The sequence below is a fragment of the Corynebacterium gallinarum genome (genome assembly GCF_014837045.1).
Taxonomy (GTDB): Bacteria; Actinomycetota; Actinomycetes; order Mycobacteriales; family Mycobacteriaceae; genus Corynebacterium; species Corynebacterium gallinarum.
The window spans coordinates 32,893-48,695 of record NZ_JACSPR010000003.1; the positions used below are offsets into that span (position 1 = coordinate 32,893).

The 15,803-nt window shown below is 62.3% G+C and carries 14 protein-coding genes; 5 read left to right on the top strand and 9 right to left on the bottom strand.

Annotated features, from left to right (window positions below; translation table 11 throughout):
- Window positions 1–90: 90 nt before the first annotated feature.
- Together H9627_RS04900 and H9627_RS04905 are read right to left on the bottom strand one after the other, a co-directional pair.
- Window positions 91–1,314 carry an NAD(P)/FAD-dependent oxidoreductase gene (locus H9627_RS04900; protein WP_191732906.1) on the bottom strand — a complete coding sequence of 408 codons (1,224 nt, stop codon included), beginning with the start codon at window positions 1,312–1,314 and terminating at the stop codon, window positions 91–93.
- A gap of 154 nt (window positions 1,315–1,468) precedes the next feature.
- Window positions 1,469–1,798: a hypothetical protein gene (locus tag H9627_RS04905; RefSeq protein WP_191732907.1), complete on the bottom strand. Its 330-nt coding sequence runs from the start codon at window positions 1,796–1,798 to the stop codon at window positions 1,469–1,471.
- A 296-nt stretch (window positions 1,799–2,094) separates the two neighbouring features.
- On the opposite strand from H9627_RS04905, the gene H9627_RS04910 reads away from it, so the two are divergent.
- On the top strand, window positions 2,095–2,712 hold the full coding sequence (locus tag H9627_RS04910; protein WP_191732908.1) for a malonic semialdehyde reductase: 618 nt from the start codon (window positions 2,095–2,097) through the stop codon (window positions 2,710–2,712).
- Between the two features lie 84 nt (window positions 2,713–2,796).
- Here H9627_RS04910 and leuS read toward each other — a convergent pair whose 3' ends face one another.
- Complete coding sequence (leuS, locus tag H9627_RS04915; RefSeq protein WP_191732909.1) at window positions 2,797–5,670, bottom strand: leucine--tRNA ligase; 2,874 nt, start codon at window positions 5,668–5,670, stop codon at window positions 2,797–2,799.
- Window positions 5,671–5,856: 186 nt separating this feature from the next.
- Between leuS and H9627_RS04920 the strand changes: the two genes are divergently transcribed.
- From H9627_RS04920 to H9627_RS04930, 3 genes are all read left to right on the top strand, one after another.
- Window positions 5,857–7,134 (top strand): amidohydrolase family protein, encoded by a 1,278-nt coding sequence (locus H9627_RS04920; RefSeq protein ID WP_191732910.1) that lies wholly within the window; start codon window positions 5,857–5,859, stop codon window positions 7,132–7,134.
- A gap of 88 nt (window positions 7,135–7,222) precedes the next feature.
- Window positions 7,223–7,645, top strand: coding sequence for a YbaN family protein (locus H9627_RS04925; protein WP_191732911.1), 423 nt, complete (start codon window positions 7,223–7,225; stop codon window positions 7,643–7,645).
- A 113-nt stretch (window positions 7,646–7,758) separates the two neighbouring features.
- Window positions 7,759–9,432 carry an RNA-binding domain-containing protein gene (locus tag H9627_RS04930; RefSeq protein WP_191732912.1) on the top strand — a complete coding sequence of 558 codons (1,674 nt, stop codon included), beginning with the start codon at window positions 7,759–7,761 and terminating at the stop codon, window positions 9,430–9,432.
- Window positions 9,433–9,554: 122 nt separating this feature from the next.
- On the opposite strand, the gene H9627_RS04935 is transcribed toward H9627_RS04930, so the two are convergent.
- From H9627_RS04935 to H9627_RS04960, 6 genes are all read right to left on the bottom strand, one after another.
- Window positions 9,555–9,890, bottom strand: a complete 336-nt coding sequence (locus H9627_RS04935) for a HigA family addiction module antitoxin (RefSeq protein ID WP_191732913.1) — start codon at window positions 9,888–9,890, stop codon at window positions 9,555–9,557.
- Between the two features lie 128 nt (window positions 9,891–10,018).
- Window positions 10,019–10,354 (bottom strand): Rieske 2Fe-2S domain-containing protein, encoded by a 336-nt coding sequence (locus H9627_RS04940; RefSeq protein WP_191732914.1) that lies wholly within the window; start codon window positions 10,352–10,354, stop codon window positions 10,019–10,021.
- A 97-nt stretch (window positions 10,355–10,451) separates the two neighbouring features.
- Window positions 10,452–11,186 carry a maleylpyruvate isomerase family mycothiol-dependent enzyme gene (locus H9627_RS04945; protein ID WP_191732915.1) on the bottom strand — a complete coding sequence of 245 codons (735 nt, stop codon included), beginning with the start codon at window positions 11,184–11,186 and terminating at the stop codon, window positions 10,452–10,454.
- The gene (locus H9627_RS04950) at window positions 11,186–12,025 is read right to left on the bottom strand and encodes a fumarylacetoacetate hydrolase family protein (RefSeq protein ID WP_191732916.1); all 840 of its coding nucleotides are present in this window, start codon (window positions 12,023–12,025) and stop codon (window positions 11,186–11,188) included. The genes H9627_RS04945 and H9627_RS04950 overlap by 1 nt, the downstream gene beginning before the upstream one ends.
- A gap of 7 nt (window positions 12,026–12,032) precedes the next feature.
- Window positions 12,033–13,160 carry a cupin domain-containing protein gene (locus tag H9627_RS04955; protein ID WP_191732917.1) on the bottom strand — a complete coding sequence of 376 codons (1,128 nt, stop codon included), beginning with the start codon at window positions 13,158–13,160 and terminating at the stop codon, window positions 12,033–12,035.
- A 323-nt stretch (window positions 13,161–13,483) separates the two neighbouring features.
- On the bottom strand, window positions 13,484–14,251 hold the full coding sequence (locus H9627_RS04960; RefSeq protein ID WP_191732918.1) for an IclR family transcriptional regulator: 768 nt from the start codon (window positions 14,249–14,251) through the stop codon (window positions 13,484–13,486).
- 64 nt (window positions 14,252–14,315) lie between these two features.
- Here H9627_RS04960 and H9627_RS04965 point away from each other — a divergent pair, with 64 nt between their 5' ends.
- The gene (locus H9627_RS04965; RefSeq protein ID WP_191732919.1) at window positions 14,316–15,656 is read left to right on the top strand and encodes an MFS transporter; all 1,341 of its coding nucleotides are present in this window, start codon (window positions 14,316–14,318) and stop codon (window positions 15,654–15,656) included.
- The last annotated feature ends 147 nt before the right edge of the window (window positions 15,657–15,803 follow it).

The window sequence follows — 15,803 nt, forward strand, 5'->3', positions numbered from 1 at the left end:
CATTAGGCACGCCTCCTGTGCACCGACTGTCACGATGCCGGAGATTCCGTGGCGGGACCCTCCGCGCTTGTCGACGCCCCACCCCGCCGCCTACCGCAGCGGGTCGAACGGGGCGATCACCGGGTGGGTGACACCGGTGTCCATCAACTCGGCGAGGTACTTACCCGTGGCGGGCCCCAGCACGATACCCCACATGCCGTGGCCGCCGGCGACGTAGATGTCGCGGGCGGTGGTCTGACCGACGAGCGGTTTGCCGTCGGTGCTCACCGGCCTCGATCCCACCCATTCATCCTGACGCTCGTCGAAGTCGATGCCCCTCATGAGGCGGCTGGCCTGGTTGATGATCGCCTGGATGCGGTGCGGGTCCAAGGGCTCATCCGGGCCACGGAACTCCATGGTCCCGGCGATGCGGAAACGACCCTGGTACGGGGTGCAGGCCATGCGGTGGTGGGGCAGGTACAGGGAATGCTCCGCGGGGTGCTCGGTGGCCACCGAGAAGGAATAACCACGACCGGCCTGGACGATTGTCTTCACCCCGTACTCCCGGGCGAGCGCCGGCAGCCACGCACCGGTCGCGATGATCACCTTGTCGGCCTCATGCCTCGACCCATCACGGAACAACACCGCCGGACGATCCCCGGCCGCCACGTGGGTGACCTCCACACCGGTGCGGATCTCCCCACCACGCTGCTCCACCGACCGGGCGAGCGCCTCCATGTAGGGGCCCGGTTCAATGAACCGCTGGCCCTCCATGCGGTAGGCGATGGGCACCTGATTATTGAGCATGGGGGCGAAATCCTGCGGGTTGTCCAGGCGGGTCATCTCCACGTCCTGGCCATTCCTGCGCACGGCCGCCACCTCCCGGAGGAAGCCGGCGGACTGGTCCTCGTTTTCAAAACCCACGATGAACGGCTTCTTGTAGGTCAACCCATCCACCCCACCCTGGCCCAGCTCGTCGAAGGCCTCGAGGGCCACCATGCTGATCGGGGTGAGTGCCTTGAGTGCGTCATCCCACCGGTTGGTGGTGGCATTGGCCATGAACCGGGCCAGGAAGAGCCAGAGCTTCGGATCCACGCGGAACGGCATATGGAGCGGGGAATCCGGATCGAACAGGGTACGGGGCCCGTATTTCCACAGCACCGGGTCCGCCAGGGGCAGCGTCTTGGCCGGTGTCAGCCATCCCGCGTTACCCCAGGAGGATCCCGCCGCCACACCCTCACGGTCGAGGACGGTCACCTCGTATCCACGTTCCTGCAGGTGCCAGGCGGTGGCCAGTCCCACCATGCCCGCACCGATGACTATGACCCTGCTCATCGATCCCTCCTTAGAAGTGTGACACCCACCATATCCAAGGTGGGGGAGTGGGGCGTCGACAAGCACCGTTAAAACAGCACCACCCAGCACGCGAGCACCGTGGGGTGTCGCGCACCGGGTAGTGGTGCCACGCGGAAGGCGCGGGGTTGTCCGACTAGCGGGGGAGCTGGAGCTGGATGCCTGCGGCGGCTGCAGCGTTCTCGATGTTCTCGAGGTTTGCGTACACCACGCCGGCGACAGCGGTGGCGGTGGCGGCGAGGGTGTAGAAGTACCATGCCTGGCCGAACGGGGTGACGTTGTCGAAGTCCTTGGAGGAACCGAAGATGCTGCGCTCGTACTCGTTGGCATCCAGGGCGGTGCCAACCTCAGCGGAGGCGGAGGAACCGGAGGAGGTGGCGGAGGACTGGGCCACAGCCGGGGTAGCGGTCAGTGCGAGGGCGCCGGCGGCGAGGAGAGCAACAGCGGAGGTGCGGATCTTGCGCATGAGAAAAAGTCCTTTTGATTAATCAATGAATCACGTGTGATACCCGGACAATGCTAGCACCTGGAGCCAGGAAGTAGGCAGCTTACATTCAAGATTCTCGGAATGTCGCAGAACTGGAGCACTTTAGGGGGTGATTTATGGGCGGACCAGCCACCGTTTGACACTTTGTTGATATGACAATAAAATTTCGTGCCAGGCCACGGACTCGGACCGGCACCACGCCGGAAAGAAACTTACCGTGTCAAGCATCACTGTGAAAACGGGATTTTTCCCCTCAGACGAAAGTTGAACTGACTATGACTGAAACCCAGAATCTCAAGGACGCCCTCGTCATCAACGAGGAGTCTCAGAACATCCTCTTCCGCGAGGCACGCACCGCCAACGCCTTCACCGACGAGCCAGTGACCGACGAGCAGATCAACGCCATCTTCGACCTGGTCAAGTGGGCCCCGACCTCCATGAACAACCAGCCACTGCGCGTGGTGGTCATCCGTTCCGAGGAGGCCAAGGCACGCCTGCTGCCACACATGGCCGAGGGCAACCGTGAGAAGACCGCCAAGGCACCGGCCGTCGCCCTGCTGGCAGCCGACCTCGACTTCCACGAGGAGATGCCACAGCTCTTCCCGCACTTCGAGGGTGCGCGCGACATGTTCGCCGCCGATGATCAGATGCGCGCCGCCACCGCCGAGCTCAACACCGGCCTGCAGATCGGTTACGCCATCATCGGTATCCGCGCAGCCGGCCTGGCCGCAGGCCCGATGACCGGTTTCGACGCCGATGCCATCTCCAAGGAGTTCTTCCCCGACGGCAAGCACCGCGTCATGGTGGCCATCAACATGGGCAAGCCAGCCGAGAACGCCTGGTACGACCGTCTCCCACGCCTGGCCTTCGAAGAGGTTGTGGAGACCCTCTAGTCTCAGTTCCCCATAAGACAACGCAACACCCCTGTCCCCTCATTGAGGGGACAGGGGTGTTGCGTTGTCCAATGGTGAGCCAGGTTATTTCACCACGAGGTTGACCATGCGGCCCGGGATGACGATCTGCTTGACCAGGTTCTTGCCTTCGATCTGGGGGGCGATCTTCTCGTCGGCAAGCGCGACCTCGATGATCTGCTCCTGGGAGGCGTCGGCGGCTACGGTGATGCGGCTGCGGACCTTGCCGTTGATCTGGACGGGCAGTTCGACCTCATCGTCGGTGAGCCACTTCTCCTCGAAGGTGGGGAAGGGCTCGTAGGTGACGGTGTCGGTGTGGCCGAGTTTCTTCCACAGTTCCTCCGCGATGTGCGGGGCGACGGGGGAGACCATGACCACCAGCGGCAGGACCGCACCGGTCGGGATGGTGTCGGGGTAGGTCTTGGTGAGGTAGTTGACGTACTCGATGAGCTTGGCCACCACGGTGTTCACCCGCAGGTTGGCGTAATCATCGCGCACACCGGCGATGGTGCGGTGCAGGTGCTTGTTGTCCTCATCGGTCAGTGCCTCATCGCGGGTGAGGGCCTCGCCGGTGTTCTCGTCCACGATCAGGCGCCACAGGCGCTGCAGGAAGCGCTGCGCACCCACCACGTCCTTGGTGGCCCACGGGCGTGAGGTGTCGAGCGGTCCCATGGACATCTCGTACACGCGCAGGGTGTCCGCACCGTAGTTGTTGCAGATGTCATCCGGTGCGACGGCGTTCTTCAGGGACTTGCCCATCTTGCCGTATTCCTGGGTGACCTCCTCGCCCTGGTAGAAGAACTTGCCGTCCTTTTCCTCCACTTCCTCAGCCGGGACGTACACGCCACGGGAGTCGGTGTAGGCGAAGGCCTGGATGTATCCCTGGTTGTACAGGCGGCGGTAGGGCTCCTTCGAGGTGACATACCCCAGGTCGAAGAGGACCTTGTGCCAGAAACGGGAGTACAGCAGGTGCAGGACGGCGTGCTCGACGCCACCGACGTAGAGGTCCACACCGCCGGGATCGTTGGGGCCGTGGACATCCGGGCGGGGGCCGGTCCAGTAGGCCTCGTTCTCCAGGTTGCAGAACTGGTCATCATTGGTGGGGTCGATATAACGCAGCTGGTACCAGGAGGAACCGGCCCACTGCGGCATGACGTTGGTGTCGCGGGTGTACTTCTTCACGCCGTCGCCGAGGTCGAGTTCCACCTCCACCCACTCGCGGGCCTTGGCCAGGGGCGGGGAGGGCTCGGAATCGGCATCCTCCGGGTCGAAGGAGACCGGCTTGTAGTCCTCGACCTCGGGCAGCTCGACGGGCAGCATCGACTCGGGCAGGGCGTGGGCCACACCGTCCTCGTCGTAGACCACCGGGAAGGGCTCACCCCAGTAGCGCTGACGGGCGAACAGCCAGTCGCGCAGCTTGTACTGGATGGTGCCGCGTCCGAGCTGCTTCTCCTCCAGCCATTCGATGGTGCGTGCAACCGCATCCGCCATGGCCAGACCATTGATGTCCAGTCCCTGGTCATTGGCGGAGTTGACGGACTCGCCGGAGGCGGTGAAGGCGGCCTCGGCGATGTTGCCGCCGGCGACGACCTCGACGATCGGCAGGCCGAAAACGGTGGCGAACTCGTAGTCGCGGTCATCGTGGGCAGGAACGGCCATGATGGCGCCGGTGCCGTAACCGGTGAGCACGTAGTCGGCGATGAAGACGGGGATCTGCTCACCGTTGACCGGGTTTGTGGCGTGCACGCCCAGGAAGACACCGGTCTTGTCCTTGTTCTCCTGGCGTTCCAGGTCGGACTTGGCGGCGATGGAGGCGCGGTAGGCGGCCACGGCCTCAGCCGGGGTGGCCTGGCCGTTGGTCCAGCGGGGGTCGACACCCTCGTAGGAACCCGAACTGCGGGCGACGAGGACGTCGACAAGCTCATGCTCAGGCGCCAGCACCATGTAGGTGGCGCCGAAGAGGGTGTCGGGGCGCGTGGTGAATACGGTGATGGTTTCGTCGGCGGCGGTGAAATCCACCTCTGCGCCACGGGAGCGGCCGATCCAGTTGCGCTGCATGGCCTTGACCTTCTCCGGCCAGTCGAGCAGCTCCAGATCATCGATCAGACGGTCGGAGTAGGCGGTGATGCGCATCATCCACTGGGAGAGGTTCTTGCGGAACACCGGGAAATTACCGCGCTCGGAGCGCCCGTCGCCGGTGACCTCCTCATTGGCCAGCACGGTGCCCAGACCCGGGCACCAGTTCACAGTGGAGTTGGAGCGGTAGACCAGGCGGAACTCGTCGACGGCAAGCTGCTTTGCGACGCGATCCAGCCCGTTGTAATCAGCACCGTCCCGGGTGGCGATCTCGCCGGATTCGAGCAGGGGGATCAGCTCGGAGATCGGGCGTGCCTTCTGCTGCTTCTCATCGAACCAGGAGTTGAAGATCTGCAGGAAGATCCACTGGGTCCACTTGTAGAACTCCGGGTCGGTGGAGGCGACGGCGCGACGCGGATCATGGCCCAGGCCGAGCGCACCGAGCTGGCGCTTCATGTTCTCGATATTGGCCATGGTGGTGGTACGCGGGTGGGTACCGGTCTGGATGGCGTACTGCTCCGCCGGCAGGCCGAAGGCATCATAGCCCAGGGTGTGCAGGACGTTCTTGCCCAGCATGCGGTTGTAGCGGGCGAAAACATCCGTGGCGATGTACCCCAGCGGGTGGCCCACATGCAGGCCGGCACCGGAGGGGTAGGGGAACATATCCTGGACAAACAGCTTGTCCTCGGGAAGCTCACGACCGTCCTCCGGTGCCAGATCACCCACCGGGTTCGGCGCGTTGAAGGTGCCCTTGTCGGTCCAGTAATTCTGCCACTCACGCTCAATCGCATTCGCCAGCTCCGGGGTGTACCGGTAGGCCAGTGACTGTGCGGAAGAAGAGGTGCCCTCGCTCGGATTCGTCATGGTTAGACAGTGTAGTAGAGGGACCGGACACGGGATATTCCGGGCAGTTTTTTCCTAGGAAGCAGGTCGGCAGTATTAACCTGCATTCCCCTCGACTTATATCTATCCTTTTATAGAACGAGGGCGGGTCGTTCTGTGCCCGCCGACCACACTGATTCCGGGACCAACTGAAGAAACTGGGACATCATGCATATTCTCAACGCACGCCTCCGTGGCAGGACAGCACTGGTGGATATCGAGATCGAGGGTGAGCGGATCACCCGGATCACACCCGCTCCCGAGGCCCGGGAGCATGCCCCACACCCCAGGGACTACGATGCAGCCGGACGTCTGGTCACGCCGCAGTTCGTGGAAGCTCACATCCACCTGGACTACGCCAACACCGAGGGTGTTCCCCGCGAGAACGAATCCGGCACCCTCTTCGAGGCCATCGATATCTGGAGTGAGCGCAAACGCCTGGGACTCCACACCAAGGAGGACATCAAGACCAGGGCGCTCGCCGCCGCACGCCGGGCAGCCGAACACGGCGTGGGCTTCATCCGGACCCACGTGGATGTGACAGACCCATCCTTCGCAGGTTTTGAGGCCCTCGCAGAACTCCGCGATGAGATCAGACCGTGGTGCGACCTGCAGATCGTCGCCTTCCCCCAGAACGGGATCTACGCCTTCGACGGCGGCGACACGCTCATGGAGCGTGCCCTGGACGCCGGTGCCGATGTGGTCGGTGGCATCCCACACCTGGAACCGACCCGCGAGGCGGGTGTGGCCTCCCTTGCGTGGCTTTTCGACCTGGCCGAGAAACACTCCGCCCCCATTGACGTGCACACCGATGAGATCGACGATCCACACTCCCGCTTCGTGGAGGTCATGGCCGCAGAGGCCACCAAACGGAGCATGGGGGAGCAGACGGTGATCTCCCATTCCGTCGCCATGGCGTACTACTCACCCGGGTACATCGCCCGCCTCATGCCCAAACTGGCCGCCTCCAAGGTCCGTTTCGCCGTGTGCCCCAATGAGAACCTCCACCTGCAGGGGCTCGGATTCAGCGGTCCGGTCCCGCGCGGGGTCGCCCCGGTGAAGACCCTCACCGAATACGGCATCCCCGTCAGCTTCTGCCAGGATTCCATGAGCGACCCCTTCTACCCGATGGGGAACGGTGACCTGCTGCGGATCCTGGACTCCGGATTGCATGTGTCCCATATGCTCACGCCACAGCACCTCCCCACGGCGTTGGATTTCATCACCTCGAACCCGGCGGGAAATCTCGGGATGACTGATCACGACATCGCCGAGGGGCGGACAGCGAACCTGCTCGTCCTGGACGCCACCGATGATCGGGAGGCCGTACAGACGAAGGCAGCGGTGCTGTTGAGCATCCACCGGGGCACCGAGGTTCTGCGCCGGGAACCCACCGCCCCCACCTGGGCCATCGAGGGTGGGGCGCCCGGCTCCCCACGTGATTAGGTGACAGGCACCGGTCTGAGGGCCCGCGGGCAGTAACCCAGCTCACCTGCCCTGGTGTCCGACCGACGCCGAAACTAGACTCAGGACCATGCTCAAACCCCTGTTCCTCGCCGTCGGACTGATCAGTCTGGCATTGGGGGCAGTGGGCATTTTTCTTCCCGTCATCCCCACCACGCCCTTCATGCTGCTGGCGGCCTACTGCTTCGCCCGCAGTTCCGACCGGCTACACCGGTACCTGGTGAACCACCGGGTGTTCGGGGAGTACATCTCCAACTACTACAACCACGCGATGACACCGCGCCACAAGGCCCGCACGCTGGTGTTGCTCTGGTTCGGCATCATTGTCTCCTGCATCCTCATCGGCGCCACGATCCCCTGGATCATCCTGCCGATCATCGCCGCCCTGGTGAGCATCCACATCATCCGCCTGAAACCCCGCCCGGAGGCCGCGCCGGAGCCCGGGGACGGTTCCATCGATGACGCCCGCCCGACGGTTAAATCCTCCAGCTGACCACCTGGCGGTCCGGGAGTTGGCATTCAATCATTGGTGCAATTGATTCAATCAAAGTGCAGGGAACATTCCCATGATTGAATCATTAGATCAAAGAGATTAAACTGCAGGTCATGCACATAAAAGAACTCCGGGAAATCATCTCGCACGGGGAGAAGATCGATGTCGAATTCAAACGGCGGCGGAGTTCACAAGACTTCAACGATACGGAACTGGTCCGAAACGTCGCCTGCCTGGCCAACGGGGAAGGTGGATTTTTACTCGTAGGCGTGGAAGATGACGGGTCAATCACTGGCTGTGCACCCTTCCACCCCAGATCGAACGAGACGGACCCCCGCAGGATTGAAGCACTGATTGCACACCAGACAATCCCCGCCCTTGCGACAACCGCCGAGGTACACACATTAGAGGGCCAGGAGATCCTGTGCGTTCATGTTCCCAAAGTGGAATCACCGGTTGCCACCTCGAAAGGGGTCTATCAGAGACGGGCGTTAAGGATTGATGGGCAACCCGAGTGTGTTGCCATGGATCCGAGCTATCTGTTCAGCAGATACAATTCTGTCAACGCACGGGACTGGGCACGACTCGACGCTCCGGGGGCATCCCTGGAACATCTGGACCCGGAAGAATTTGAGCTCTTCCGACGTATGGTGCGTCAGCAAGGCGGGGATGGAGTTCTTGCGAACCTGAACAATGAAGAAACCCTCCGCGCCCTGGGTTTCTACAACGATGACCCCCACCCCGTGAAAAACGGGGCAATCCTTCTCTTCGGCACCCACGATTCGATTCGACGGTGGATACCCAATCACGAGATTATCCTGCAGGTGTTGGACGGTTCCGACATCAGACTGAATAAGCGGATCGTTTCCCCCTTGTTCAGCGCGATGAACGAAGTTGCCGAGCGTCTGGATGTTTATCGCATAGAAGAAGAAATAAACTCCGGACTGCTCCGGATAGCGTTACCGAACCTCCCCGAGCGTGTAACCCGTGAAGCGGTGGCCAATGCACTGGTGCATCGTGATTACACGGCCCTGGGCGCAGTGAGAATCGTGTTGGACAACCAGAGCCTCAGCGTGACAAGCCCGGGGGGCCTGCCCCGCGGAGTCACCCTGGACACCCTGCTCAGCGCATCGACTCCCCGAAGTCCCGCCCTCGCTGATGCCTTCAAGCGGGCAGGGCTCGTGGACCGCGCAGGGCGTGGCATCCAGGTCATGTATCGCATTCTGCTGTCCGCTGGCCGTGCTGCCCCCGATTATTCAGCAACCACTGATGACATGGTTTCCGTTGAGATACCGGTCACCGGATCGAACCTGGAATTCGCTCGTTTTGTCAATGACTGGCAGGAGAAGAAGGGCGAGTTGGGGGTTCTGGAACTTCGCCTTCTCCACCTGATACATACCGAGGGCCGTCTCACCATGGAGGAGATCATTGATCTTCTGCATGACACGCCCACGCGTCTGCGGCGCACGCTCAATCACCTGGCGGATACCTCCCTGATCGAGGTCATCGGCCGGGGTGGATCCAGAGAGTTCAGATTGGGCAGTGGTTTCTATGACATCGTCGGCCGTCGCCCCGATTTCATCCGTTCTCAGGTGATGAATGATGTGCGGGCCGAACAGCTCATTCTGGCTTATATCGGGGAGTACGGTTCCATCACTCGTGCCCAGGCCGCAGAGACATGTGGTTTAACGGGCCAGGCAGCATATCGAACCCTACGATCGCTCAATGAGCGGGGAGCAATCGTCAAGCAGGGTCAAACGAGAAATACCCACTACATTCTCCCCTGATCATCCCTATTCAATCATTGATTCAATTGATTCAATCAAAGTGCAGGGGACATTCCCATGATTGAATCATTAGATCAAACAGGGGTTGAGCAGCGTGCTCATTGTCGTGATGCCCGGGATGATTACTCCTGCTCGAGCACCGGGTTCAACCGGGAGGTCGAGTTTCCATCACCGTCGAAGGGAATGATCGCCTCCAGGACCGCACGGTTGTCCAGGTAGGTAACGGAGAGATCATAGTGGGTCTGTAGAGTCATCCAGAACTGCGGATCAGGGCCAAGATAGGCAGCCAGGCGCAGAGCGGTGTCGGCTGTGATGGCGCGCTTGCCGTGGACGATCTCATTGATCCTGCGAGGGGGAACGCCGAGCGCGCGGGCGAGGCCATTCTGGGACAGACCCAGTGGCTCCATGAATTCCTCGAGCAGGATCTGGCCGGGCCTCATCGGACGATTCTTACCCATGATGGTTGATGTCCTCTCCTCCGCAGTGACACGGGCCCACCAAGCTTCGCCTTCAGGAAATATGGTGCTTTAGGCCTCTGTCCTGCATCATAACGCGCTGTGTCATACCCCGCAGGGCCAAAAGCCCCCTATGACGCGTCGCGGGGGTGCACGCCGGGGAAGAGGGTCACCACCCCGTTGATCACCTGCACTGCATGGATCTGCGCCGCGATGCGTGCGGGGTAACGGACGGGTTCGCCCGACTCCAGGCAGAACTTCCCCTTATGGAGCCAGCACTCGACCACACCGTCCTCAACCCTGCTCTTCAGATGACTGGCACCAACATGCGTGCAGGCATCATCGATGGCGTAGAACCGGTCCCCCTCGCGGAAGATCACGATGTCCAGTTCATAACCGGAATCCGCGGCAGGAATCAGACGCCGGTCGCCATCGGGGAAGTCAATGAGTGCACAGATCTCGAGCATGTGTGAACCTCACAGCTGTCGGGATGAAAGAAGAGACCCTCTCCGCGGGGAGCGGAGAAGATCTCATCAGTCTAACGGGTCACAGCGTGCGGGTTACCTAGAGCCAGCGCGGGGGCTCTGGAACCTCACCGGTGGAGGAGGTGACGCCCTCGGCGCCGCGGCCGGCGGCGTAGCGGACGATGCCGGCAAGGCTGCCGGTCACCTCAACCACCGCACCGCCGTCGCCAGCCGGGGCGGCCGCGTAACGGTCACCGGTGGCTGCGTCGACAAGCACCAGGCCCTCGCCTGCACCCTGGCCGGCCCACTTTGCGGTGATCTCGGCGACGAGCGTGGTGAGGATGATCTCGGGGATGTCGCCGAAACCGGCGACGGCACCGAGGTCCACGGCGTGGATCCACACCTCGCGGGAACGCATCCACAGGGTCTCGCTGGCCGGGACGGTGCGTCCCTGCGCGGTGAGCACCTCGTGATCCCAGGCCTCCTCGGAGGACTCGCGCCAGTCAACGTCCAGGCGGGCAACGGAGTGCTCGTGGAGGTTGCGCAGGGCATCCGGAATCAGCGTGGCACCGTAGGCGATCTCCTCGTTGCGGGCCTGCGGGGAGGAGTACATCGGGGTTTTCTCCCCGGTGTTCGCCCAGTGCATGAGGTTGCACAGCGCGATCGCGTTGTAGGCGACGTGCGCGACGATGTGGGAACGGGTCCAACCAGCGAGGTTGGTGTCCTCATCGAAGTCAGCGTTGTCGATCAGGGACAGCTGACGTGAGTAGTGGGACGTGCCCAGCCTTGCCAAGGTCAGCCGCTCGGAAAGCGGGAGATCGTGGAAAGTGCTCATTACTCGAACACCGTCTTGTTCTCGACGTTGCCCAGGCCCTCGATCTCAACCTTCACGGTCTCGCCGTCACCGATGTAACGCTTTGGGTCGCGGGCGTGGCCGACACCACCCGGGGTGCCGGTGACGATGACGTCGCCTGCATCCAGTGGGTAGATGTGGGTGATGTACTCGATCAGCTTCTCAGGGCTGAAGACCAGGTCATTGGTCGGGGTGGACTGCATCTTCTCGCCCTCGAGGTAGGTGGCCAGCTCGCCACCGAACTCGAAGGACTCAGGGGTGGTCATCCAGGGACCGAAACCGGCAGACTTCTCAAACGACTTGCCCTGGTGCCACTGCGGGGAGGCGGCAGGCGCACGGTACTGGAAGTCACGCATGGTGTAGTCGTTCATGACGGCGTAACCGGCGATGTACTCCTTGGCGTCGGCCTCCTTGACGCGGCGTGCGCGCTTGGAGATGACAACCGCCAGCTCACCTTCCCAGTCGAGAGCCTCGTTGGCCCACTCCGGGACGACAACATCGTCGTAGGGACCGACCAGGGCATCCGGGTACTTCACGAACAGGGTCGGATCGGTGGGCAGGTTACGGCCCATCTCCTTGATGTGGTTGGCGTAGTTCAGACCAACGCACACGATCTTCTTCGGAGCAGGAACAACTGCATCCAGGTCCTTCTTGTCGAAGGTGACCTCCTCGCCGGAGGCCTTCTCGGCGAGGTCGCGCCAGTTGCTCTCCTGCAGCAGCTCGCCGACGTTGGCGTAACCCTCGATCGGGGTTGCGGTGGTTTCGGTCTCGACGCGCGCGGCGATGGTGGAGCCGTTGGTACGAATTGTTGCTAGACGCATATTGGTTCTAGATTCCTTCCGGGGTAAAGGTACGTGCGAGGTTAAGGGCCTCGAAGATGGGTGCATCGGAGAAGCAGAACAGGTCGACGCCCTCGGCGCCAGCCTCGATGTTCCACTTCTGCCAGGATGGCACATTCACAATATCGCCGTGCTTGGCCTCGAAGGTCTTGTCACCCACGTTGATGGTGGCGGATCCCTCGAAAACCTGGAAGCAGCGGTTACCGACCTCGTGGATCGGGGTGGTCGCAGCACCCGGGCGCAGACGGTGGAATTCTGCACGGATGGTGGTCATGACGTCCCCACCGGTGGTGGGGTTGGTGTAACGGATGGCGGCGTGGCCAGGTGCCACGGTGCCCGGATGACCCTCTTCCTCCAGTGCCAGCTGATCGTTGAGGGCAGCGTCGGTGTGCTCCCATGCGTAACGGCCGATGGTGGAGGAGGAGGTCTTGCCCGGGAAGGCAACCGGACGCAGGCCCGGGTGCGCCCACAGGCGCTCGGAGCGGGACAACTCAGGAGTGGACTCATCGGTGAGCTTCTCGGTGCCGTACTCGAAGAATCCGGTGTCCATCTGGTACGCGAACGGGATGTCCAGGCCGTCAAGCCAGGCCATCGGCTCGGTCGCAATGTTGTGGTGACCGTGGTAGTTCCAACCCGGGGTCAGAAGGAAGTCACCGCGACGCATCGGAACCGGGTCACCGTTGACCACGGTCCAGACACCCTCGCCTTCGATGACGAAACGGAAGGCGTTCTGGGAGTGGCGGTGCTCCGGGGCGTTCTCACCCGGTGCGAGGTACTGGATCGCAGCCCACAGGGTGGGGGAGATGTAAGTGTTACCGTCCAGGCCCGGGTTGGCCAGACCGATGGCGCGACGCTCACCGCCGCGTCCAACGGGAACGAGCTCACCGGAGCGCTGTGCCATCTTGAGCAACTCGGCCCAGTCCCACTTATGGGCAACTGCGCGGGGCTCAGGGTGGTTCGGCATGAGGCCACCGATCTGGGTCCACAGTGGCTTCAGGTGGATCTCATCCATGCGCTGGTACATGGCGTCGAGCTCAGCCTGCTCCTCAGGGGTGGGTGGCGGGACCTCCATCTTGACGTGCTCGGTCGAGTAATCGGTGTTCTTTGGGGCGCCCATCGTGGATTCCTCCTCGTTGTGATGTCGGTGTCGTCGATCCATCCGTCGGCATCTCCGGGATGGTCCAGGTGCCGGGCACCGCGGGGTGGCCGGTGCCGGAGTCCAGATCCGGGATGTTGGTCCCGGGTGTTTCATCCCGTGGGTGTGCATGCCGTGGAGGGGGATCCCACCGTTTAACAGTTGTGGCGAACAGCTAAGTCTTCTCACTGTTTGTGAACTCGAACATATTGACTTATGGAAGGTGACTCAAAGAGTTTCCGCTATGCGGAAGTTATACTTTCCGGGGGTGGAAAGGCTTTATTTTTCACCCCTTGAATGCAGTTTTAGGGGATTCGATATGAGGCCAGAGTGCGGTTCAAATCCTTCATATGACGGTTCATCGCCTCCACGCAACGGGGGTACGCCTCACGAAAGCGACTGGAGGGTACGGCGAGCGACAATGCGCCCAGAACGTCACCCACGTCATTGAGCAGGCATTCTGCAACGGCGCTCACATCCTGTTCGAAGAAGCCGAAGTTCGTTCCATGCCCACGATCACGGGTGCGCCGTAGGCGTTTGCGCAGATTCTCAAACTCGTCATCGCTCAGAGTGGAATACAGCGACCGGAGCTCACCCTGGGACAGCTCCGCCAACATCACCAGCCCTCCGGAGTTCTGCGTCGCGGGCATCACCTGCCCCCGGCGACTGCCCACGCGCACCGGATTGGTGCCCTCAACACTGTGGATGAAGTGGCAGTTCGCACCCTGGAGAATGATGAGATGGCTGGTCTCACCGGTTTCCCGAGCCATGGCCTCCATGTGGTGCTGGCACAAGCGGGTCAGATCGGACCCGAGCCCCGGCTGGAGCGCTGAGGTGGCCAGGGCGGGACCGGGCAGGTAGGTGCGGGATTCGCTGCGCACCGCGAACCCCCGGTAGACGAGCATGGCCATGGATCGGTGCACGGTGGACAGGCCCACGTTCAGCTCCTCCGCAGCGGCGGATATAGTGAGGGCGCCGGAATCACGCAGCAGCAAAATGAGCTGCAGGGCGGTGTCGACTGAGCTCAGAAATGACTTCGGGGGTAGGCCGTGGGTGGGGGAAATGTTTCTCATTATTCTGCTTTCCACATAGAGGAATCATTTTGATTGTAACCTAACTCACCTCGAACATATTTCTATGACATCACACGCAACAGAGAACGGGGGCGCCTCCAAAGGCGGTTCCGGCCCGGCCACCGCCGGGGTAGACACTCTCGAATCCCAGCAACACTCATTCACCATTCTCGGCATCGGTGGACGACGTCTGGCAGCGGTACTCCTCGGTTGGTTCTTCGTCGTCTTCGACGGATACGACCTGATCGTCTACGGCACCGTCCAGTCCGCGCTCGCCAACGAGTGGGGCCTAGGTTCCGCCCAACTCGGCACCATCGGCTCCATGGCATTCTTCGGCATGGCCATCGGTGCAGTTTTCATCGGACGCCTCTCCGACCGCCTCGGCCGCAAGGCAGCCGTCATCGGTTCCGTGGTGATCCTCTCCGTGTTCACCCTCCTGTGCGCCTTCGCGCCCAACCCGTGGGTGTTCGGTGCCTTCCGCTTCATCGCGGGCCTGGGCCTCGGCGGACTGGTTCCCTCCATCAACGCCATGGTCTCCGACATGGTGCCACGCCGGACCATGTCCGCATGGGCCACCGTCATGATGTCAGGCGTGCCCCTGGGTGGCTCCATCGCCGCCGTCCTCGCCGGCCCGATCGTCACCTCCTCCGAGGAGTGGGGCTGGCGCCTGATGTTCCTGCTGGCACTCGTCCCACTGGTTGTGGGCCTCCCGCTGGCACTGAAGGTGATCCCCTCCGACAACGAGATCCGTGCAGACCACGCAGCCCGCGAGGGTGAGGAGGAATCCGCAAGTTTCAAGGACCTGCTGAACTCCCGGTTCCGCTGGGTGTCCATCTGGTTCGCCGTGGCCACATTCTTCACCCTGCTGGCCTGGTACGGCCTGGGCACCTGGCTGCCCCGCCTCATGGAACAAGCCGGTTACAACTTCGGCGCCGCCCTGATGTTCACCCTGGCACTCAACCTCGGTGCGATCATCGGTTCCGTCGTCACGGCCTGGGCCGGTGACCGCTTCGGACCGATCCGTTCCGGTGCGATCGCCGCCGGCATCGCGGGTATCGCCCTGTTCACCCTGCTGCTCTACCCACCGGTCTGGGCGGTCTACATCATCCTGATCCTGGCAGGCGTGGGCACCCATGGCACCCAGATCCTCATCATTGCGGCTGTGGCCAACTTCTACCCAAGCAACCTACGTGGCACCGCTCTGGGTTGGTCGCTCGGCCTCGGACGCATCGGTGCGGTCGCCGCACCTCAGCTGGCGGGTCTGCTGCTGGCCTGGAACCTCGGCGTGAACTCCAACTTCATCATGTTCGCAGCCGCGGCCGTATTCTCGGCGCTCTCACTGGCCATTCTGCTTCGTCTGCAGAAGAACTTCAGCGTACGCCACAAGGTTGTTGTCCAGGGTTAAACAGACCCCAACCCCGACCACGACCAAGGGGCCACTCGGGCCCCGAAGTAAACGAGGATCCCCCTCCCAGGGTGCGAGCCCGGGTTGCACGTCCCCCGGGGCCGGTGCACATCATCGACTCCGGGACTACCACTATCACCGAAGTTT

Excerpts from the sequence above, each read along its gene's own strand:
- H9627_RS04900 (WP_191732906.1), bottom strand. The coding sequence starts at position 1,314 with ATGAGCAGGGTCATAGTCATCGGTGCGGGCATGGTGGGACTGGCCACC.
- H9627_RS04905 (WP_191732907.1), bottom strand. The coding sequence starts at position 1,798 with ATGCGCAAGATCCGCACCTCCGCTGTTGCTCTCCTCGCCGCCGGCGCC.
- H9627_RS04910 (WP_191732908.1), top strand. The coding sequence starts at position 2,095 with ATGACTGAAACCCAGAATCTCAAGGACGCCCTCGTCATCAACGAGGAG.
- leuS (WP_191732909.1), bottom strand. The coding sequence starts at position 5,670 with ATGACGAATCCGAGCGAGGGCACCTCTTCTTCCGCACAGTCACTGGCC.
- H9627_RS04920 (WP_191732910.1), top strand. The coding sequence starts at position 5,857 with ATGCATATTCTCAACGCACGCCTCCGTGGCAGGACAGCACTGGTGGAT.
- H9627_RS04925 (WP_191732911.1), top strand. The coding sequence starts at position 7,223 with ATGCTCAAACCCCTGTTCCTCGCCGTCGGACTGATCAGTCTGGCATTG.
- H9627_RS04930 (WP_191732912.1), top strand. The coding sequence starts at position 7,759 with ATGCACATAAAAGAACTCCGGGAAATCATCTCGCACGGGGAGAAGATC.
- H9627_RS04935 (WP_191732913.1), bottom strand. The coding sequence starts at position 9,890 with ATGGGTAAGAATCGTCCGATGAGGCCCGGCCAGATCCTGCTCGAGGAA.
- H9627_RS04940 (WP_191732914.1), bottom strand. The coding sequence starts at position 10,354 with ATGCTCGAGATCTGTGCACTCATTGACTTCCCCGATGGCGACCGGCGT.
- H9627_RS04945 (WP_191732915.1), bottom strand. The coding sequence starts at position 11,186 with ATGAGCACTTTCCACGATCTCCCGCTTTCCGAGCGGCTGACCTTGGCA.
- H9627_RS04950 (WP_191732916.1), bottom strand. The coding sequence starts at position 12,025 with ATGCGTCTAGCAACAATTCGTACCAACGGCTCCACCATCGCCGCGCGC.
- H9627_RS04955 (WP_191732917.1), bottom strand. The coding sequence starts at position 13,160 with ATGGGCGCCCCAAAGAACACCGATTACTCGACCGAGCACGTCAAGATG.
- H9627_RS04960 (WP_191732918.1), bottom strand. The coding sequence starts at position 14,251 with ATGAGAAACATTTCCCCCACCCACGGCCTACCCCCGAAGTCATTTCTG.
- H9627_RS04965 (WP_191732919.1), top strand. The coding sequence starts at position 14,316 with ATGACATCACACGCAACAGAGAACGGGGGCGCCTCCAAAGGCGGTTCC.